At 65.1% G+C, this 18,894-nt stretch carries 16 protein-coding genes; 10 read left to right on the top strand and 6 right to left on the bottom strand.

Annotated elements, in window-relative coordinates; translation table 11 throughout:
* The first annotated feature begins 28 nt into the window (after positions 1–28).
* The 4 genes from PX52LOC_RS14140 to amaB all read left to right on the top strand — a co-directional run bounded on the left by PX52LOC_RS14140 (position 29) and on the right by amaB (position 3,456).
* Complete coding sequence (locus PX52LOC_RS14140) at positions 29–1,000, top strand: hypothetical protein (protein ID WP_149110711.1); 972 nt, start codon at positions 29–31, stop codon at positions 998–1,000.
* A gap of 62 nt (positions 1,001–1,062) precedes the next feature.
* Positions 1,063–1,470, top strand: a complete 408-nt coding sequence (locus PX52LOC_RS43305) for an IS5 family transposase (RefSeq protein ID WP_168218752.1) — start codon at positions 1,063–1,065, stop codon at positions 1,468–1,470.
* The gene (locus PX52LOC_RS43310; RefSeq protein ID WP_246173784.1) at positions 1,467–1,892 is read left to right on the top strand and encodes a transposase; all 426 of its coding nucleotides are present in this window, start codon (positions 1,467–1,469) and stop codon (positions 1,890–1,892) included. The genes PX52LOC_RS43305 and PX52LOC_RS43310 overlap by 4 nt, the downstream gene beginning before the upstream one ends.
* Before the next feature lie 73 nt (positions 1,893–1,965).
* A complete protein-coding gene (gene amaB / locus PX52LOC_RS14155; protein WP_390637539.1) occupies positions 1,966–3,456 on the top strand; it encodes an L-piperidine-6-carboxylate dehydrogenase in 1,491 nt (496 codons plus the stop codon).
* Positions 3,457–3,479: 23 nt separating this feature from the next.
* Here amaB and cobA read toward each other — a convergent pair whose 3' ends face one another.
* Both cobA and tatC read right to left on the bottom strand, forming a co-directional pair.
* Positions 3,480–5,030, bottom strand: coding sequence for a uroporphyrinogen-III C-methyltransferase (cobA, locus tag PX52LOC_RS14160; RefSeq protein WP_149110713.1), 1,551 nt, complete (start codon positions 5,028–5,030; stop codon positions 3,480–3,482).
* 46 nt (positions 5,031–5,076) lie between these two features.
* The gene (gene tatC / locus PX52LOC_RS14165; protein WP_149110714.1) at positions 5,077–6,225 is read right to left on the bottom strand and encodes a twin-arginine translocase subunit TatC; all 1,149 of its coding nucleotides are present in this window, start codon (positions 6,223–6,225) and stop codon (positions 5,077–5,079) included.
* A gap of 248 nt (positions 6,226–6,473) precedes the next feature.
* On the opposite strand from tatC, the gene PX52LOC_RS14170 reads away from it, so the two are divergent.
* Together PX52LOC_RS14170 and PX52LOC_RS14175 are read left to right on the top strand one after the other, a co-directional pair.
* Positions 6,474–6,698: a hypothetical protein gene (locus PX52LOC_RS14170; RefSeq protein WP_149110715.1), complete on the top strand. Its 225-nt coding sequence runs from the start codon at positions 6,474–6,476 to the stop codon at positions 6,696–6,698.
* A gap of 59 nt (positions 6,699–6,757) precedes the next feature.
* Positions 6,758–7,810, top strand: coding sequence for a Gfo/Idh/MocA family protein (locus PX52LOC_RS14175; protein ID WP_149110716.1), 1,053 nt, complete (start codon positions 6,758–6,760; stop codon positions 7,808–7,810).
* Positions 7,811–7,870: 60 nt separating this feature from the next.
* Here the strand turns inward: PX52LOC_RS14175 and PX52LOC_RS14180 are convergent, their stop codons facing one another.
* Positions 7,871–8,887, bottom strand: coding sequence for a DUF3500 domain-containing protein (locus PX52LOC_RS14180; RefSeq protein ID WP_149110717.1), 1,017 nt, complete (start codon positions 8,885–8,887; stop codon positions 7,871–7,873).
* Between the two features lie 163 nt (positions 8,888–9,050).
* On the opposite strand from PX52LOC_RS14180, the gene PX52LOC_RS14185 reads away from it, so the two are divergent.
* A complete protein-coding gene (locus PX52LOC_RS14185) occupies positions 9,051–9,935 on the top strand; it encodes a methyltransferase domain-containing protein (protein WP_149110718.1) in 885 nt (294 codons plus the stop codon).
* Positions 9,936–9,953: 18 nt separating this feature from the next.
* Here the strand turns inward: PX52LOC_RS14185 and PX52LOC_RS14190 are convergent, their stop codons facing one another.
* Positions 9,954–10,382, bottom strand: a complete 429-nt coding sequence (locus PX52LOC_RS14190; RefSeq protein ID WP_149110719.1) for a hypothetical protein — start codon at positions 10,380–10,382, stop codon at positions 9,954–9,956.
* Between the two features lie 2 nt (positions 10,383–10,384).
* A complete protein-coding gene (locus PX52LOC_RS14195) occupies positions 10,385–11,824 on the bottom strand; it encodes a magnesium chelatase (protein ID WP_149110720.1) in 1,440 nt (479 codons plus the stop codon).
* Between the two features lie 90 nt (positions 11,825–11,914).
* Here PX52LOC_RS14195 and PX52LOC_RS14200 point away from each other — a divergent pair, with 90 nt between their 5' ends.
* Both PX52LOC_RS14200 and PX52LOC_RS14205 read left to right on the top strand, forming a co-directional pair.
* Positions 11,915–13,960 (top strand): thioredoxin domain-containing protein, encoded by a 2,046-nt coding sequence (locus PX52LOC_RS14200; RefSeq protein WP_149110721.1) that lies wholly within the window; start codon positions 11,915–11,917, stop codon positions 13,958–13,960.
* A 59-nt stretch (positions 13,961–14,019) separates the two neighbouring features.
* Positions 14,020–15,015, top strand: a complete 996-nt coding sequence (locus tag PX52LOC_RS14205) for an alpha/beta hydrolase (RefSeq protein ID WP_149110722.1) — start codon at positions 14,020–14,022, stop codon at positions 15,013–15,015.
* 49 nt (positions 15,016–15,064) lie between these two features.
* On the opposite strand, the gene PX52LOC_RS14210 is transcribed toward PX52LOC_RS14205, so the two are convergent.
* Entirely contained in the window at positions 15,065–16,645 is a 1,581-nt protein-coding gene (locus PX52LOC_RS14210; protein WP_168218993.1) for an enoyl-CoA hydratase/isomerase family protein, read from the bottom strand.
* Positions 16,646–16,793: 148 nt separating this feature from the next.
* Here PX52LOC_RS14210 and PX52LOC_RS14215 point away from each other — a divergent pair, with 148 nt between their 5' ends.
* Positions 16,794–18,878, top strand: a complete 2,085-nt coding sequence (locus tag PX52LOC_RS14215) for a S46 family peptidase (RefSeq protein ID WP_149110724.1) — start codon at positions 16,794–16,796, stop codon at positions 18,876–18,878.
* The last annotated feature ends 16 nt before the right edge of the window (positions 18,879–18,894 follow it).

The following is an 18,894-nucleotide window of genomic DNA, read 5'->3' on the forward strand; positions in this document are numbered from 1 at the left end:
GATTGATTCACTGGCCTAGAGCGAAGCTATGAATAAGATTGAAGAGCGTGCGGCACTCGATGCTGTTTTTGGAATATATCCTTTGATCATTAAGGAACAAGAGCGACCTGATTTTAGATGCTTACATCCGACGACTGGCGAATTCGGTGTGGAAGTTACAGAATTCCATGCCTCTGAGAGCGACGCCAGACTGCGTAACATACGAAATTACCCCCTTGATATCATTAAGAATGGAAAATACCGTCACAAGGATGATGTTGGAGAGATTTGTGTTGAAGAAGTAGTTTATCATGTCGCAGCTACAGGCCAGCAAATTCCTCTTCGAGCCATACCTCGCCGTGTTCCGACTGTCCGTGAATGCGTTCCCAAAATTGTTGACATGATTAACGACAAGGGGATGAAGTGTGCTGGCTATGACAGCGATCTTCGATCAACGGACTTGATCATCAGTGATTTAAATAATGCAGTGCGATTGAACAGAGTTGGGGAGTTTTTGGGTTGTCTCCATGATTACTTGTGTGGGAGTTCAGCAGTGGTGATGGTTTCACCGTTGCGAGAGGTGTATCTCCTGTGCCTTTGCGGTGAAATTGGTCGCGTTTGTATTCCGATTTACGGGAATTTGTTTGTAGGCGAAATAGCTGTATTTGACGAAATCTATTCTCGACATATCTCGGCACTGTCTGAAGACAATACAGTTGGTCGATATTTGGCTACTCTTGCCGCTCATTTAGCAGCTCGGTTTCCGGGGACAGTATTCTCGGAGAGCGAAGGCGATGTGTCGTTCAAGTTTGCAAGTACGGTTTGGACATTGTCGGCTGAGCAGAAGGTTTTCATCACTGACATGAGATGTGGTGATGAACTTGCATGGGAGGCACTCTCGTCAGAGAGTAATGTCGATCCATTCCAGGCAAGTATATTTAATGATCCTGAACAGGGACGGGTAAATGAATTTCGATGCTATGAACTGCATTTCCCCGTGCCCGAGACTAGGCCGTGTTGACGAGCCGTGTTCGTTCGGGGTAAGAGTTTAGGTCGATCCCGACCATTCCGAGGCACGACGCCGTGCGGTACTTGCTCACGGACGACCACTGGGCCATCCTCGAACCGCTCGTCGCCCAGGCCAAGCAGTTCACCGGCGGCCAGCCGCCACGCCTGTCCGACCGCATGTTCTTCGAGGCAATCCTGTACTGGGCCCGGACCGGCATCCCATGGCGGGATCTGCCGAGCGAGTTCGGGGCGTGGGACGCCGTGTACCACCGGTTCGGCCGGTGGGCCCGCTCGGGCAGCCTGCGGCGGCTGTTTGAACTGCTGACCGCCAACCCCGACCTGGGTGACGTCCGCCGCATCCTGGTCGACTCCACCGTCGTCCGCGCCCACCAGCATGCGGCCGGGGCACGGCGGAAGAAAAAAAGATCGGGGCGGCACGAAGTGCTCGCCGTGAGGGTCTTGGCCGCAGCCGGGGCGGGCTGACCACCAAGGTTCTCGTGGCGGCCGTCGACGAGGGCACGGCCCTCGCCGTCGAAGTGTTGCCGGGCCAAGCCCACGACGCCCCGCGGTTGGGGCCGCTGCTCGACGCCACCATCGCTCGCGTGCCGCACTTCGACGAGGCGGTGTGCGACAAGGGGTTCGATGGGGACGACCAGCGGCAGGCGTGCGTCGACCGGGACGTGTTCCCGAACATTCCCAGCCGGAGCAACCGGGTCGAGCCCCAGCCGTTCCTGCCGGACGGGTATCGAGAGCGGAACAAGGTGGAGCGGCTGTTCGGCAAGGCCAAGCAGTTCCGCCGGTTCGCCACCCGGTACGAGAAGCGGAAGACGATGTTCCTCGGTGTGGTCCATTTGGTGTTCGGCGTCCTGCGACTACGGCGACTCAGGAACATCAACACGGCCTAGTACCGGCTAATACCCCTGCCCCCAGCCGAGGTTTTCCAACGTGCATAGCATTTTTGCTAGCGTACTTGGTGAGATCAACATTTCCACGCCAAATGCAGTTGCCGTTGGCCGCCGCTGGCTGCCCGGCACCGGCGGCGCACTGGATGTTCGCACGCCCATCGACGGCTCACTGCTCGCGTCGTTCCCGCAGGCGACGCCGGCCGATCTAAAGCCGCTCCTCGCCGCTGCGACTTCGGCGTTCCTCGAATGGCGGATGGTGCCCGCCCCCGTCCGCGGCGAGTTCGTTCGCCGCATCGGCGAGAAACTCCGCGAGAAGAAGGACCAACTCGCCGCGGTCGTCAGTTGGGAGGCCGGCAAGATCACCCAGGAATCGCTCGGCGAAGTCCAAGAGATGATCGACATCTGCGATTTCGCCGTCGGCCTCAGCCGGCAACTGTACGGCCTGACCATCGCCAGCGAGCGGCCGCGGCACCGCCTCATGGAACAGTGGCACCCGCTCGGCCCGGTCGGCGTCATCACGGCGTTCAACTTCCCCGTCGCGGTCTGGGCGTGGAACGCGATGCTCGGCCTCGTCTGCGGCGATCCGATCATCTGGAAGCCGTCACACAAGACGCCGCTGTGCGCCCTGGCCACGCACGCCGTTGTGATGGACGTGCTGAAGGACATGCCCGACGTGCCCGACGGTGTGGTCAGCCTGATCGTCGGCGGCAACGATGTCGGCGAAGCGCTCGCGGCCGCCCCGGAATTGCCGCTAATCTCCGCGACCGGCAGCACGCGCATGGGCCGGACCGTCGGGCAGGTGGTGGCCGCGCGGCTGGGCCGGTCGCTGCTGGAACTCGGCGGCAACAACGCGATGATCGTCGCCCCGACGGCCGACCTGGAACTGGCCGTCCGCTCGATCACGTTCGCTGCCGTCGGCACCTGTGGCCAGCGCTGCACCACCCTGCGGCGGCTGATCGTCCACGAGTCAATCGCCGCGACCCTGCTCGATCGCCTGAAGGCCGTCTACGCGAAGCTGCCGATCGGCAACCCGCTGGAACCCGGCACCCTCGTCGGACCGCTCATCGACGAAGCCGCCTTCGAGGCGATGCAATCAGCCCTCGCGTCGGCCCGCCAATCGGGCGGAACCGTCACCGGCGGCGAGCGCGTCCTGCGGCCGGGGGGCTACGTTAGCCCGGCCCTCGTCGAGATCGCCGGGGACGCGCCAATCGTGCGTGAGGAAACCTTCGCCCCGATCCTGTACGTGACGCCGTACCGCGACCTGTCTGACGCGATCGCGCTGCACAACGGCGTGCCACAGGGGTTGGCCTCCGCGATTCTAACGAACGACTTGCGCGAGGCGGAATTGTTCCTGTCGCCGGCCGGCTCCGACTGCGGCATTGCGAACGTGAACATCGGCACGAGCGGGGCCGAGATCGGCGGCGCGTTCGGTGGCGAGAAGGCCACCGGCGGCGGCCGCGAGTCCGGCTCCGACGCCTGGAAAGTGTACATGCGCCGCGCGACGAACACGATCAACTACTCGCGCGACCTGCCGCTCGCCCAGGGCATCCGGTTTGAAGTGTGAGGGCAAACAGTCCGGCCGTGGGCTTAGTGGTCGTCCCCGCGCTCCTTCGTCAAGCGAATCAACTCCGCGATTAACCCGTCCGTTGTCGCCTCGGCGGCGACCGCGGCCGGGGCGAGGCCGAACTCGTCGAGGGCCGCGGCCGTCAGCGGGCTGATCGCCACCAGGCGAATTTCGCCGCGTTCGACTCGCCCGCGGATGGTGTCGTCGAACAGCTTCGCGAGCGCCCGGGCGATGTTCGGACTGGTGAGGGTGACGTACCGAATCTCGCCGCGCCGCAGGGCGTCGAAGACTTCGTGCTGCCCCTCGATCGCGTCGGCCTGTTCGTAGACGACGACCTCGCTGACGGTCGCGACCTTCGCCAATTGCTCGGCCAGCACCGGCCGGCCCTGTTTGCCGCGGGCGAGCAATACCCGCTTCCCTTGCACGTGCGGGCCGAGGTGTTCGGCGAGGTGTTCGGCCGAGAACTTCGCGGGCGGAACCAGATCGGGCTGAAGGTGGTACTCCTTCAAGGCCGCCGCCGTCTTCGGGCCGACAGTGGCGAACTTTACCTGCGCGAAGTCGCGCACGTCGCGGCCTTGCGCGAGATGGTGCTTGATGAGCGAATGCACGCCGTTCGCGCTACTGAACACCAGCCAGTCCCATTCGCCGTTACGAATCTGGGTCAGAGCCGTGTCCACCGCGGCGGGGTTTTCCGGTTCGCGAATCTCGACGGTCGGCAACTGATACGGGACCGCCCCGAGCACTTCGAGGCGGCGGATCATCGCCTCGGCTTGGTGGCGCGGCCGGGTGACGAGGACGCGCTGCCCGAACAGCGGCCGCTGCTGGAACCACGACTGTTCGACCCGGCGGCCGACGGCTTCGCCGATCAGAATGAGGCCGGGCGATTCCAGCCCGGCGTTGCGGCGGGCGTCGTCCAGGGTGCCGAGGGTGGCCGCGACCGTCCGCATGTCGCCGGTGGAAACCCGCTCGACGATGGCGGCGGGCGATTCCGGGTCGCGGCCGTGCTTCACCAGTTGATCGACGAGCAACGGCAGGCGGGCGATGCCCATGTAGATCGCCAGCGTGCCGGGGAACTGCGCGAGAGCCTTCCAGTCGAGGCGGTTGCCGGGCTTCGTCGGGAGTTCGTGCCCGGTGACGAGGGCGACGGCACTGGAATAGTTCCTGTGCGTCAACGGCAGATCGAGGAACGCCGCCGCCGCGAGGGCGGCCGTCACGCCGGGGACGATCTCGTAGGGGATGCCGGCGGCCCGCAACGTCTCGGCTTCTTCGCCGCCGCGGCCGAAGATGAGCGGGTCGCCGCCCTTGAGCCGCACGACGCGCTTGCCGGCCCGCGCGTTGTCGATCAGCATGTTGTGGATGTGCGGGTACTTGTCCGGGTGGTTGCCGGGCAGTTCGCGGACGCAGACCGTCTCGGCCTTCGGGTTGGCGAAGTCGAGCAACCGGCGCGGCACAAGTTGGTCGTAGATGACGATGTCGGCCGACGCGAGCAGTTCGACCGCCCGCAGGGTCAACAGCCCCGGCGCGCCGGGGCCGGCTCCAACAAGGAAAACGCGGGGTTCGTGAGTCTCGGACATACAGGTATGATACGCCCGCCGCGGTGAACGGCGGGCGGCCGTCGCGTCAGACCGCGATCTCGGCCTCTTCCGGTTCGTACTCCGCCTCGGCCGGCGGGAAGATGCGGCAGATCGCCACGCCGAGCATGTACAGGCCGAACATCGGCACGAACAGGTACAGCATCGTCACGGCGTCCGGCGTCGGGGTAATCACGGCCGCGAAGATCGCCAGCACCAGCACCGCGTACCGCCACTTCGCCCAGTAGTCTTCCCACGAAAACATGCCGAGGCGGTTGAAAAAGAACATCACCAGCGGTGTCTGGAACGACGCGCCGAACACCAGCGGCAAGATAATCGCGAAGCTGAGCCACTCGTTCAGCCGCAGGTCGGGGTCGGTGTCGATCCAGTTGTTGAACGCGAGCAGCGCCTTGACCGCCCCCGGCAGCACGATGAACTGACACAACAGGATGCCGGTGAGGAACAAGCCGATGCTGAACGGCAGGTAGCGGTAGACATAGGCCCGTTCGTTCGGGTACATGCCGGCCGCGACGAACGCCCAGATTTGGAAGAAGATCCACGGGCTCGCCACCACGAAACTGCTCAGCAGGGACACCTTGAAGTACACGATGAGCGATTCTTGCGCGCTCAGCGTCTTGAGGTACCGTTTGCTCGCGAGTAAGCCTTCCCCTTCTGTTGTGAGGGCGGTGATGTGCGCCGGGTAGACCTGGATCGTGACCGGGATTTGCGTGAGCGTTTTGTCTTTCGGCTCGGCTCCGAATACGCTCTTGAACGGCTCCACCGGGATCAGAATGGGCAGCTCACGCGGCGCGGCGCGAAGTTTCAGTTGTTCTCCCTCCGTCAGTGCGGTCAACGCGCCGTCATAATCGGCCAATTTCTTGCGAATCCGCTCGACTTCCTCGGGGGGGGTCGGTTCCGTCGGCAACTTCGCCCGATCGTCGAGCACCTTCATGGCGTAGAAGTCTCGCGTCTGCGATTCGACGGGGTCCACGATCATCTTCATGACCGGCCGGCCGATGCCGAGCTGCGGGATGCCGGCTTGCACGCCGATGTAATCGAGGACCAGCCCGATCATCAGGACGAAGACCAACCCCTTGACTGCGGCGAGCAGGCGGGTGCGGAGTTCTTCGATGTGGTCGCCGAAGGACATCCGGCTGTCTTTGAAAATGTCGTCGTCATCGTGGGAAGGTCGGGGCATGGAGGCGCTCTCCGCAGTTTGCGGGAACCAACCACGCGGCGAAGGTGCTCAACAGGTTGGAGAAACAGTTGGCGGGACACGCATAATATAGGACGTCGGGCCGGCGGTTCCAAGTTCGCCGGTCGGTTCGATCTTGCGGGCGATCGCCGTGGGGCCGGCACTTCCGGCACAGGTTCTGCGGAATCGAGGCGGGAGTTCGGTCGATACCGGATGGGAAGGATTCGATCCGCTGCCGAAGGAGTTGCGACATGATTCGCCGCGTGCTGCCGTTACTCGTCCTGTCCGCGTCCCTCGCCGGGTGCAAACAAGTCGCCGGACCGTTGGAAGCCCGCAACAAGCCGCGGGCCGACGCCCCGGGGCTGAGCATCGAAGACCAAGAGCGCCGCGGCCGTGACAAATACGTCACGTTCGAAGACGACCCCCGCATCGCTCCTCCAAGTGGCATCAGCCGGCCGGGACCGACGGGGCGGTGAGTGCCGACGACGGCCTGTCGCCTCATACAATCTCCGTCACCCAGCACGGAGACCTCCCTATGTCGCTCGGCTTCGTCATCGTCGGCTGTGGCATGATCGCCCGCTTCCACGCTCGCGCGTTGGCCGAGGTCCCCGGCACTCGAATCGCCGCCCTTGTCTCCCGCACGAAGGCCAACGGCGAGACGATGCTCGCCGAGTTGAAGCACGCCCCGGTGCCGATCGTTGCGACCGTCGAAGAGGCGGTGAAGTTGCCCGGCGTGGACGCCGTCATCATCACGACCCCGAGCGGGGCACACCTCGAACCGGCCGTCACCGCCGCCGCCGCCGGCAAGCACGTTGTCGTCGAGAAGCCGCTGGAAATCACCGAGGAGCGGTGCGACCGCATCACGGAAGCCTGCGACAAGCACGGCGTGAAACTCTGCACGATCTTCCCGTCGCGGTTTGCCGATTCGAGCGTGGCGCTGAAGGACGCCGTGGCCGCCAACCGCTTCGGCCGACTGACGCTCGGCGAGACGACGTGCAAGTGGTGGCGGTCGCAGGCGTACTACGACGACGGCGGCTGGAAGGGCACGCAAGCCCTCGACGGCGGCGGCGCACTCATGAACCAGGCCATCCACAGCGTCGATCTCTTGCTCTGGATGATGGGCGACGCCGCCAGCGTGGTCGGCTTCACGGCCACCCTCGCCCACGAGCGGATCGAAGTGGAAGACACGGCCGTGGCCGCGATCCGCTTCAAGAGCGGTGCCCTCGGTATCATTCAGGCCACGACGAGCGTCCACCCCGGCTACCCGAAGACTATCGCCATCCACGGCGACAAGGGCAGCGCCGTGATCGAGCAGGAGGACGTGCTGCGGTGGGACTTCTCGCCGCCACTCCCGGCCGACGCCGAGGTGAAAGAGCGATTTGCCGCGAAGGTGGGCGCGAGCGGCGGCGCGGCCGACCCGAAGGCGATCAGCCACGAGGGGCACCGCCGCCAGCTCGCCGACTTCGTGGCCGCGATCCGCGACAACCGCCCGCCGGCCGTGGACGGGCGTGAAGGCCGCAGGGCCGTGGCGCTGATCCGCGCGATCTACGAGAGCAACCGTACGGGACGGGCGGTGGGGGTGGGGTAACGAGGGGAACTCTGCCCCGAGGCGGCGGTTCGTCCGCCGCCTCAAGGGCAAGAAGTAGACTCACGCCAGCTTCGCGATGTTCACGTAGGTGTGGACGTGCGGCAGGACGCGGAAGTTCCAGACGAAGCCGGGGCCTTCCAGTCGCCAGAAGTGCCACTGCTTGGAGTCGCCGAACTCCTCGAAGTAGAACGCCAGGTAAATCTTGTCCAGGCCGCCGGTGGCTTTCAGAATGTCCATCACCTCGTCGGCGTCTTCCTTGCGGAACGGCGAGAGCAACTCCCGCATCGTCGCTTCCACCAACGCCTTCTGGTCCTTCGACAGTTCCGAGATGTGCAGGCCGGGGAACTTCTTGCGGAACTCGATCGACTTCATCAGCTCGCCCGGCGTGCCGTCGATGCATGCGGCCTTCCGCTGCTTCTCGTCGAGCGCGTCGTAGACCGCCTTCACCGCCTTCGTCTGGTAAAAGAAGATGTTCTCGTCGCTCCAGCCGTCCGGCGTGTGGCCGTAGTACATCGGGCCGCCGAACGCGGTGTCCGGCTCCGAGTTGCCGTCGCACCGGATCGTCAGGTGGTGGCCGGAGAAGACGAGCGAGAACTGGTGCTTGTCCGTCGGGTCGCCGAAGATGTGCGCGCCGATGTTCGTGAACGACCCGCTCGCGTCGAAGTTCCCGCCGCGGCTGAGCCGCTTGTAGCCGTCGCCTTCCGCACAGATGCCGCGGAAGATCTTGTCGAGCAGTTCTTGTTGCGACTTCGTGTAGTGGGCCGCGATCTTCTGGTTCTGGATGGCGGCGTTGTACATGCCCGACCGCGTCGGCAGGCCCTTGCCGTCCTTCTGCCCGTGGTTCCACGGCAGATTCACGATCTTCTTTTGGTCTGCGCTCAGGGTAGCGAACAGTTCGCGGACGAGGTCTTCGGCCGGTTTCACCTTCGCGTCAGCCCGTGCGGAACCACCGAGGGCAAAGGCGGCTGCGGCCCCGCCGACGGTGCGGAGGAAGCCTCGACGGTGGACGGGCGGCACGGTGATGGCGGGGAAGGTGCCGTCGCACTCGGGGCAGTTGCGTTCGTCGCGTGGCGTCATGGCCGACTCCTGACTGGAAGGGAAAGGGAAGGGGCGGGTGGGCTGGTACTCACCCCCGATGATACCGGCGCGAAATGAGAAGTGATAGAGAGTTGTTCCACAAACCCGCGTTGACGCCCTCCGGCACCCTCGCTATCCCCGCGGGCATTGGGGGAAGGGGTTCATGGTTGTCTCACTGTCTCAAATCGCGCGGCAGTTGCTGCGCCGCGTGCCGCCGTTCCGTCGCGCGCAGGGGCCGCCCCCGCCGTTGCCGAGCGGGGCCGTCATCGATCCGGCCTTCGCGGGGCGGAAGCGGGCGAAGTTGGACCGCATCCGACCGCTGTTGCGGGACGATTTGCCGCACGGCGAGACGGAGACCTTCTACGACTTTCTGAGTGACGACCTGCGGACGCAGTTCCACATCACCGACACCGACAACGTCAGCGCGAACAACTACGACGACCACGCCGCCCGGATGATCGAGATTCACTCCGGCGGGTTCGTCCTGGACTGCGGGGCGGGCTTGCGGCCGGTGTACTACGACAACGTGGTGAACTTCGACATCTGCCCGTACCCGACGACCGACGTTCGCGGCGTCGGCGAGCGGCTGCCGTTCAAGGACGGCGTGTTTCAGGCGGTGTTCTCGTTCGCGGTGCTGGAACACGTCCGCGACCCGTTCGCCTGTGCGAAGGAGATCATGCGGGTGCTGGTCCCCGGCGGCCGGCTGTACTGCGTGGTGCCGTTCCTGCAACCGCTGCACGGGTACCCGCACCACTACTTCAACATGTCGCACGAAGGTCTGCGGAGCCTGTTCGAAGACGGCATGGAGATCAAGCGCCAGGAAGTGCCGCCGAGCGGCCAGCCGATCTGGACGCTGACATGGCTGTTGCGCCGCTGGGCGGCCCAACTGCCGGAATCGGCGCGGCGCGAACTTCTGAGCCACAAAGTCGGCGACTTGCTGGCCGACCCACGCGAGTATCTCGACCGCTCGTTCGTCCGCGACCTGCCGCTGGAGGCGCAGATGGAACTGGCGTCCACGACGGCACTGTTCGCGGAGAAGCCGGAGTGACCGGAGCGTCGTCGGCCGTCAACTACTCTTGACTCGCTCCGCATCGAAGTAATCCATCGGCCCCTTGCCGGTCGCCCACTTGTGCATCAAATCGGCAAGGTTGTCGGCGACGCGAAGGGCAACCTCGCGGAGCGGCTTCTCGCGCATCGTCTCGTGGCAAACGAACCACACAGACCCGACATCGGTCGAACCATCGACGGCAATCAGGTCGCCGTTCGGACACGAGCCGACGATGAGGAATCCGTGGGCCTTGGGAGACACGCCGAGGGGGTCGTCCTCCGTCAGCGTCACGATGCTCCCCAAGTTGTAGATTGGCGGGGGAGGCTCCCACGCTTCGGACGCGGCCTTCATCTCTTCCGGCGTGGCCGCGAGCCGAAGGAGTTCCATGCCCCGGTCGCGTGGAAGCCCCCGGTCGTTCACCCACGTCAGGAATTGCTCTTCAGTCATGTTCACGTCTCGTACACAATCCGGCCGTGCTTGCTCGCGCGGCTGATGCGGTCGCTGGCGTACATGCCGGCGAGGACGAACTCGACGCACGACGCCCGCACTGCGTCGCTCTCGGCCGCGTTCACCTCGAACGCCTTGTCCCACGCTTTCGGCACCCGCTTCAGCCGCTTCGCGTACTCGGCACTCGGCAGCAAGTCGCCGACCTCGATCTTCACGCCCTTGCCGAAGACTTCGGCGATCTCGTCCAGCCCGTGCTTCTCGACGTACTCCTCGAACACCACCCGCACGGCGTCGGCGATGATCGCTTCCAAGACCTGCTTCTCGCTCATCTGGTTCGACCCCATCAAGTCGAGTTCGAGCTTGCCGAGGGATGAGGTAGGCAGGTGTCCGAGGTCGCTGATCCGCGGCACGGCCGGCTTCTCGCCGTGTTTCACGCCGCGCTGCCGGGCGCTGGCGACCATCGTGCGGTAGTTGGCCATGCTGAACCGGGCACTCACGCCGCTGGCGTGGTCCACGTACTTCGACTTGCGGGCCGACACGCTGACCTGCTCGATGATCTCCTTCATGAAGTACGGCACGAAAACCGGGAACTCGCCGCCGAGGTCCATGCCGCTCTCGGCCTCAATGATCTCGATGCCGAGTTGCCGTTCGCGGGGGTAGTGCGTTTGAATCAGCGAGCCGATGCGGTCCTTCAACTGCGGGATGACCTTGCCCGATCGGTTGTACGTCGTCGGGTTGGCGCTGAAGAGGATCAGCACGTCGAGGTCGAACTGAATGGGATAGCCGCGGATCTGCACGTCGCGTTCTTCGAGGATGTTGAACAGGCCGACTTGGATGAGGTCGTCGAGTTCCGGGATCTCATTCATCGCGAAGATGGCCCGGTGCATCCGCGGGATGAGGCCGAAGTGCAGGGCGTCTTCCGCGCTCATGCTCGTGCCGCCGGCGAGCTTCGCCGGGTCGATTTCGCCGATGATGTCGGCGAACTTCGTGCCCGGCGCGAGGCGTTCCGCGTACCGCTCCTTGCGGTGCCACCACGCGATGGGCACTTGATCTTCCGGCGTGTTCGCGAGCAGGTCGCGGCCGACCTTGGTGATCGGGTGGTACGGGTCTTCATGAACCGGCGAGCCGGGAATGTTCAGGTAGGGAACGTACTCGTCGAGGAACCGCACGAGCGACCGCATGATGCGGCTCTTGGCCTGTCCCTTCTCGCCGAGAAAGAGCATGTCGTGCCCCGCCAGGATGGCGATGTTGATCTCTGGGATGACGGTGTCGTCGTAGCCGACGATGCCGGGGAAGAGTTCGTCGTTGGTCTTCATGGCCGTGAGGAAGTTGTCGCGGAGTTCGTTCTTCACGGTCTTCGACTGCCAGCCGGATTCGCGCAAGGCCTTCAACGTGTTCGGTCGCTCGCTCACGGTGCCGCTCCTGGTGGGATGAATCCCCATTGTAGGCAGTGAGTCAAAGCCCACGCACGGCCGTGCGTGGGCTTTTCATCAACAGAAGCTCTACGATGACAGCACCACGGGAGATCCACCATGAACCGCCTCGCGTCCGAATCGAGCCTGTACCTGCGGCAGCACAAGGGCAACCCGGTGGACTGGTTCCCGTGGGGGCCGGAGGCACTCGCGAAGGCGAAGGAACTCGACCGGCCGATCTTCCTGAGCGTTGGCTACTCGGCGTGCCACTGGTGCCACGTCATGGAGCACGAGAGCTTCGAGGACGAGGCCACGGCGAAGGCCCTCAATGATCACTTCGTCAGCATCAAAGTGGACCGCGAGGAGCGCCCGGACCTCGATCAGATTTACATGACGGCTCACCATCTTTTGAACCGCGGCGAGGGTGGTGGGTGGCCATTGAGTGTGTTCCTCACGCCGGAGTTGACGCCGTTCTACGCGGGCACGTACTTCCCGCCGAAGGACATGTACGGCCGGCCGAGCTTCAAGCGGCTGCTCGCGAGTGTCGTCGAAGCCTGGAAGGACAAGCGCGAGCAACTCGGTGAGGTCGGCAAGCAGGTCGCCGAAGCCCTGCAAGCCACCGGCAACCCGGAACCGGGCGACGGGGCACTGACGCCGGCCATTCTCGACAACGCGGCGAAAGTGTTGCGGCGGTCGTTCGACCCGACGCACGGCGGCTTCGGTAGCGCCCCGAAGTTCCCTCACCCACTGGAACTCCGCGTGCTGTTGCGGGCGAACGCCCGGTTCGGTGACGGCTCGGCCCTGCACGCCGCCCGGCTGACGCTCGACAAGATGGCCCGCGGCGGGATGTACGATCAAATCGGCGGCGGGTTCGCCCGGTACAGTGTCGACGAGCGCTGGCTGGTGCCGCACTTCGAGAAGATGCTCTACGATAACGCCCTGCTGCCGCCGGGGTACGTCGAGGCGTTCCAGCAGACGGGCGACCCGTTCTACGAGCAGATCGCCCGCGAAACACTGGACTACGTGCTGCGCGAGATGACCTCGCCGGCCGGCGGCTTCTACAGCACGCTCGACGCCGACAGCGAGGGCGAAGAGGGGAAGTTCTACGTCTGGAGCTTGAAGGAAGTCGAAGCGATCCTCGGCGACGAGTTGGCGGAACTCGCCACGCGGGTGTACGGCATCACGTCGGACGGCAACTTCGAGGGGCACAACATCCTGTTCCGCTCGAAGACTGACGAGCAGGACGCGAAGCTGAACAACCTCTCGCTGCCGGCGTTCCGCCAGAAGCTGGCGGCGATCAAAGCGAAGCTCTACGCCGAACGGGCGAAGCGGGTCTGGCCGGGCCGCGACGAGAAGATTCTGACGGCGTGGAACGCGCTGATGATCTCAGCATTCGCGCGGGCCGGGGCAATCCTCAGCGAGCCGAAGTACGTGGCCGCGGCCGTGACGGCGGCGGAGTACGTGCTCACGAAATTGCGTTCTGCCGACGGCCGCCTGTACCGTACCTGCGGCGTCGATTCGCCGGCGAAGTTGGCCGGCTACCTCGAAGACTACGCCTACCTCGCGGATGCGCTGGTGACGCTGTACGAGGCCACGTTCGAGCTGCGGTGGCTGGACACGGCCGCCGAGTTGTGCGACACGATGCTGGAACACTTCGCCGACCCAGTCGGCGGGTTCTTCTTTACTGCGGACGACCACGAGGAACTGATCGCCCGCACGAAGGACCTGCAAGACGGGGCCACGCCGTCTGGCAACGCCGTCGCCGCGACGGCCCTCCTGCGGTTGTCGAAGTTGATTTCCGCCGACGACTACCGGGAGGCCGCCTTCCGCACGCTGACCGTGTACCGCAACTTGATGGCCGACAGCCCGTCGGCCGCGGGGCAGCTGCTGATCGCCCTCGACCTGTACCTCGGACCCACCCGCGAGATCGCCGTGATCGGGAAGGCGAACGATCCCGACACCGTACGGGTACTGATGTTCCTTCGCGCGAAATTCCGGCCGAATCAAGTGATCGCCTTCCACGACCCGACCGCCGGCGCGAGCGAAATGGCCTTGCTCCGGGATCGGCCGATGATCGACGACACGGTGACGGTCTACGTCTGCGAGAACTTCGTCTGCACCACCCCGCTCGTCGGCGTCGCCGCGATCGAACAACAGTTCGCGTGACCCCACGGCCGCGGGCGAGTATCCTGACCTTCCCCCTTCCTCTCACGGAGATCGTGTTGATGTTTCGCACGTTCCTTTCCTGCGTCGCGCTCGGCCTCGGCGTGACGGTCGCCCTGGCCCAAGCCGAGAAGCCACAGGCCCCGAAAAAGGCCGCCGAGCCGGAGAAGAAAGCCCCGCCGGCACGGCCGACGCCGACGGCCGCCGACGTGGCATACGGCCCCCACGTTCGGCAGAAGTTCGACTTCTGGCAGGCCAAGTCGGACAAGCCGACGCCGCTGGTCTTGCTCATTCACGGTGGCGGCTGGGTGAACGGCGACAAGACCGGGTACGGCACCGGCGCGATCAAGCCCCTTCTCGACGCGGGCATCTCCGTGGTCGCCGTCAACTACCGGTTCATTGCCCAGGCGATGGAAGAGAAGGTCGAACCGCCAGTGAAGGCCCCGCTACACGACGCCGCGCGTGCCCTGCAAACGCTGCGGTCGAAGGCGAAGGAGTGGAATCTCGACAAGGCCCGCGTCGGCGCGACGGGCGGGTCGGCTGGGGCGTGTACGTCCTTGTGGCTGGCCTTCCACGACGACCTCGCCGACCCGAAGAGTAGCGATCCCGTTGCACGCGAATCGACCCGCCTGACGTGTGCGGCCGTCAGCGGCGCGCAAACGTCGCTGGACCCGAAGCAACTCCGCGAGTGGATGCCGAACGCGAACTACGCCGGGCACGCCTTCGGCTTTGCCGAGAAGGGGCGGACGCGGCCGGAGGAGTTCAAGTTGGCCCTGGAGAACCGCGACAAAATCATGCCGTGGATCAAGGAGTATTCGCCGATCGAACTGGTGACGAAGGACGACGCGCCGGTGCTGCTGACCTACGGCAAGCCGGACGTGCCGGTCGAGGTCGGTCAGTCCCCGAAGGATGCGACGCACTTCGCGATCTACGGCGTGAAGTTGGCCGAGGTGATGAAGGCGGCCGGCGTCGAAGCGGAGGTGTCGTACCCCGGTGCGGAGTCGAAGAAGTACAAGAACGTCAACGATTTCTTCATCCAGAAGTTGACCGCGAAGTGAGTGTAGAGACTAAAAGCCCAGGCACGGCCGTGCCTGGGCTTTCGCCCACTTATGCCACCCGCCGACGGCTGAATCGCTCTCCCGCAGGTGGAAGAATTTCGGGCAGGATCAACCCCGCCGTGACCGCCACCCGCTGCCCGCCTTCGCCCACCCCTTCGAGTTCCGCCCGTAGCCGCCCCGTCAACCGGGCTTCAATCTCGGTCCGCATCACGTCGCACTCGCGCTCGTCCGGTTCCTCGTTCGTCATCAGCCGCGGCCCCGGCGAGAGGAGCAGTTGCGCCAGGGCGTTCGCCTCCCGCGGCCGGTCGGCGTGGTAGAACACCTCCCGCAGCCCCGCCTCGGCGAACGGCCGCAGTCGCGGCACCAGTGACATTGCGGTGTCACTTCCCACGGCGTCCAGGCTTCGCAGCAGAGGCGCCAGCGATACCACCCCGCTCGCGTCGTCGATCAGGTCGATGGGGAAGCCTTCCGCCACTAGACGAACGGCCTCATCCCACACGGCGGCCAGAAGCGGCCGCACGGCGAGCTTCGGGGCGTTGTCCACGACGACCGGCGTGAACCCGGCCGCCGCGAGTACGCCCGCGACCGACGCCGATGCGGCCCCGCCGGTCAGTTCTACGGCCGTCGATTCGGCGAGCACCGGGAAGCCGACGCGGACCGCCTGCCGGTACGGTGCCAGCGTGGCCCGCACGATCGCGAGCGGCTCGGCCGATTCACTCTCCAACACGAGCTTTGCCGGGCCGGTCGTGCGAACCCGACCGCGGGCTTGCTCCAGTTCCAACGGCGTGGCCCGGCCACGAGCCCACGGTTCGGCCAGCCGTTCGTGGACTGCGGCGGGATAATTCGTGACGACCGTGCCGCCGCGGAGGGCGTACTCGGCCGCGAACGGCACCGCCTGCGGACAGTTCCGCAGTTCGATGACTGTGCCGTCGCACGGGGAATGGGTGCGAACATCGCCCGTGCCGACGCGGCGGATTTTGAGGAACGCCGCCAACTCTTCCGCATCGAGTCGCAGCGTTCGCCGCCAGCCGAACCAGGGCTGCCGCCGCTTGCGGGGGCGGTCTTCGAGGCGGTCCAGGAACGTCCGCAGTTCGACCTTCGCCCGCCGTCGACAAAAGGCGTGATCGACTAACCCCGCCGCCTTCGCCTCGCGGGCCGTCAGCGTGCCGATGGAATCGCGGCCGATGAGGTTCCGCAACCGTGCCGTGCCGCCCCAACAGGGCGATTCGCCGTGGCTCAGAGTCGCGTCTGGCGTGGCGACCGCGAGACGGTAATCGCACGCCAACGCTAGTTCCAACCCGGCCGCGTGGCAGGGGCCGTCGATGAACGCGAGCGTGGGAATCGGCAACTCGGCGAGTTGCTTCAGCACGCGGCGGCCGGCCGTCGCGTACTCGTGGGCGTCGGCTTCCGTGGCGAACACTTCTGGTTCGAAGCCCGTGCAGAAGGCCGTCGGCCTCGCACTGCGGACGACGAGGATTTCGAGAAACGGGTTGGTGCGCACAATTTCGACGGCCTGGCCGACCTCGGCGATTCTCGCCGCGTTCAGCCGCGTGCCGGGGCAGTTCAGCCAGAGGGTCGCGACGCGGTTCGCGGCTTCGACCCAGACGGTATCGGTCTCGAAGAGCATCATCGGCAATCGTCGCGGATTTCGGGCGGTCGCGTCAAGCCCATGTCGCGGGCCGGCGGACCGCCGCGGTTCGCGCGGCCTTCCCCCCGCTTCCCGCCTATAACTCCCTCTCGGCTCGCGGAGGACCGCGGCACATCTCGAAGGAGAACGTATGCGTTTCCGTGCTCGCATTCTGGCGGCGGCCGTCGCCGTAACGGGGTTCACCATGACATCACCGCCGGCCAGCGCCGACGAGGGCATGTGGCTGTTCAACAACGTGCCGAAGAAGCTCCTCAAGGAGAAGTACAACTTCGAGCCGACGGACGCCTGGCTGGACCACCTCCAGAAGGCCAGCGTGCGGTTCAACAGCGGCGGGTCCGGTAGCTTCGTGTCGGCCACCGGCCTCGTGATGACCAACCACCACGTCGGGGCCGACGACCTGCAAAAGCTGTCCACGAAGGAGAAGGACTACCTGAAGGAAGGCTTCCAGGCGAAGACGGCGGCCGAAGAGATCAAGTGCAAGGCGCTGGAGTTGAACTGCCTCCAGTCGATCAAGGACGTGACCGCCGAGGTGAACGCGGCGGTGAAGGAAGGCTTGCCGCCGGCCGAGGCGTTCAAGGCCCGGCAGGGGAAGATCGCCGAGCTTGAGAAGGCGAACGCCGACGAGGCGAAGGGCGTGCGGGCGGACGTGGTCACGCTGTACGCCGGCGGGGCGTACCACCTGTACACGTACAAGAAGTACACCGACATCCGCCTCGTGTTCGCCCCGGAGAAGGCGATCGCGTTCTTCGGCGGCGACCCGGATAATTTCGAGTACCCGCGGTACGACCTCGACATGTGCTTCTTCCGCGTCTACGAGGACGGCAAGCCGATCAAGCCCGAGCACTACCTGAAGTGGAGCGAGGCCGGCAGCAAGGACGGCGAACTGACGTTCGTCTCCGGCCACCCCGGCCGCACGAACCGGCAGAATACCGTGGCCGAACTCGAATACCTCCGCGACACCGGCTACCCGTACCTGATGCAGCGGCTCAACCGGCTCGAAGTCCTGCTCGGCGCGTGGGTCGCCCGCAGTGAGGCGAACCGGCAGGAGGGCGAGGACGATCTGTTCGGCATCCAGAACAGCCGCAAGGCCCGCATCGGCGGTCTCGGCGGGTTGCTCGATCCGCAGATCATGGCCCGCAAGGCGGCCGAAGAGAAGCGGCTGCGGGACTTCATCGCGGCCAACGCGGACAAGGTTCCCGCGGACGCGGCGAAGGCGTTCGACGTCATCGCCGCCGGGCAGAAGAAGCGGGTCGAGTACATCAAGGAAATGACGCTCCTCGAAGGCGGGGCCGCGTTCAACAGCCACCTGTTCAGCCTCGCCCGGACGCTGGTGCGGTACACGGACGAAAAGGGCAAGCCGGCCGGCGAGCGACTGCCGGAGTTCGGCGAGGCCCGACTGGGTTCCTTGAAACAACAGCTCTTTTCAGACGAACCGATCTCCAACGACCTGGAACTACTCAAACTCGCCGACGGCCTGACGCTGTTGGCGACGACGTTCGGGGCCGACCACGAACTCGTGAAGCAAGTCCTCGCCGGCAAGTCGCCACGGGAGCGGGCTTACGACCTCGTCAGCGGCACGAAGTTGAAGGACGTGCCCGTTCGCAAGGCGATGTTCGAGGGCGGGGCCGACGCGGCCGACCCGATGATCGCGCTGGCGAAACTCGTGGACGGCCCGGCCCGTGCCATCCGCAAGAAGGTCGAAACCGAGATCGACGAACCCCGGCGGCAGGCGTACTCGGCCCTCGCAAAAGCCCGGTTTGCGATGGACGGCACCGGCAACTACCCCGACGCGACGTTCACCCTGCGGCTGGCGTTCGGCCAGGTGAAGGGGTACAAGGAAGACGGCAAGGACGTGCCGCCGTTCACGACGATGGCCGGCCTGTACGAGCGGAGCAAGCAGCAGGAGAACAAGTACCCGTTCGAACTGCCGAAGCGGTGGGAGGATAAGAAGTCGGCCCTCGACCTGAAGACGCCGTTCAACTTCGTAAGCACGGCCGACATTATCGGCGGCAACAGCGGCAGCCCGGTGGTGAACGCGAAGGGCGAAGTCGTGGGCCTGATCTTCGACGGCAACATTCAATCGCTGGTGCTGGACTTCGTCTACGACCAGACGGTGGCACGGGCCGTGAGCGTGGACAGCCGGGCGATGATCGAGGCGATGCGGAAGGTTTACGACGCCACGTGGCTGGCGGATGAATTGCAGGGGAAGAAGTAACGGGGTGAGAACCGCC

It is taken from the genome of Limnoglobus roseus (assembly GCF_008254045.1).
Taxonomy (GTDB): Bacteria; Planctomycetota; Planctomycetia; order Gemmatales; family Gemmataceae; genus Limnoglobus; species Limnoglobus roseus.

Coding starts and splice junctions, on each gene's coding strand:
- PX52LOC_RS14210 (WP_168218993.1), bottom strand. CDS start 16,645: ATGATGCTCTTCGAGACCGATACCGTCTGGGTCGAAGCCGCGAACCGC.
- PX52LOC_RS14215 (WP_149110724.1), top strand. CDS start 16,794: ATGCGTTTCCGTGCTCGCATTCTGGCGGCGGCCGTCGCCGTAACGGGG.
- PX52LOC_RS14195 (WP_149110720.1), bottom strand. CDS start 11,824: ATGGGGATTCATCCCACCAGGAGCGGCACCGTGAGCGAGCGACCGAAC.
- PX52LOC_RS14200 (WP_149110721.1), top strand. CDS start 11,915: ATGAACCGCCTCGCGTCCGAATCGAGCCTGTACCTGCGGCAGCACAAG.
- tatC (WP_149110714.1), bottom strand. CDS start 6,225: ATGCCCCGACCTTCCCACGATGACGACGACATTTTCAAAGACAGCCGG.
- PX52LOC_RS14190 (WP_149110719.1), bottom strand. CDS start 10,382: ATGACTGAAGAGCAATTCCTGACGTGGGTGAACGACCGGGGGCTTCCA.
- PX52LOC_RS14140 (WP_149110711.1), top strand. CDS start 29: ATGAATAAGATTGAAGAGCGTGCGGCACTCGATGCTGTTTTTGGAATA.
- PX52LOC_RS14170 (WP_149110715.1), top strand. CDS start 6,474: ATGATTCGCCGCGTGCTGCCGTTACTCGTCCTGTCCGCGTCCCTCGCC.
- PX52LOC_RS14185 (WP_149110718.1), top strand. CDS start 9,051: ATGGTTGTCTCACTGTCTCAAATCGCGCGGCAGTTGCTGCGCCGCGTG.
- PX52LOC_RS14205 (WP_149110722.1), top strand. CDS start 14,020: ATGTTTCGCACGTTCCTTTCCTGCGTCGCGCTCGGCCTCGGCGTGACG.
- PX52LOC_RS14180 (WP_149110717.1), bottom strand. CDS start 8,887: ATGACGCCACGCGACGAACGCAACTGCCCCGAGTGCGACGGCACCTTC.
- PX52LOC_RS14175 (WP_149110716.1), top strand. CDS start 6,758: ATGTCGCTCGGCTTCGTCATCGTCGGCTGTGGCATGATCGCCCGCTTC.
- cobA (WP_149110713.1), bottom strand. CDS start 5,030: ATGTCCGAGACTCACGAACCCCGCGTTTTCCTTGTTGGAGCCGGCCCC.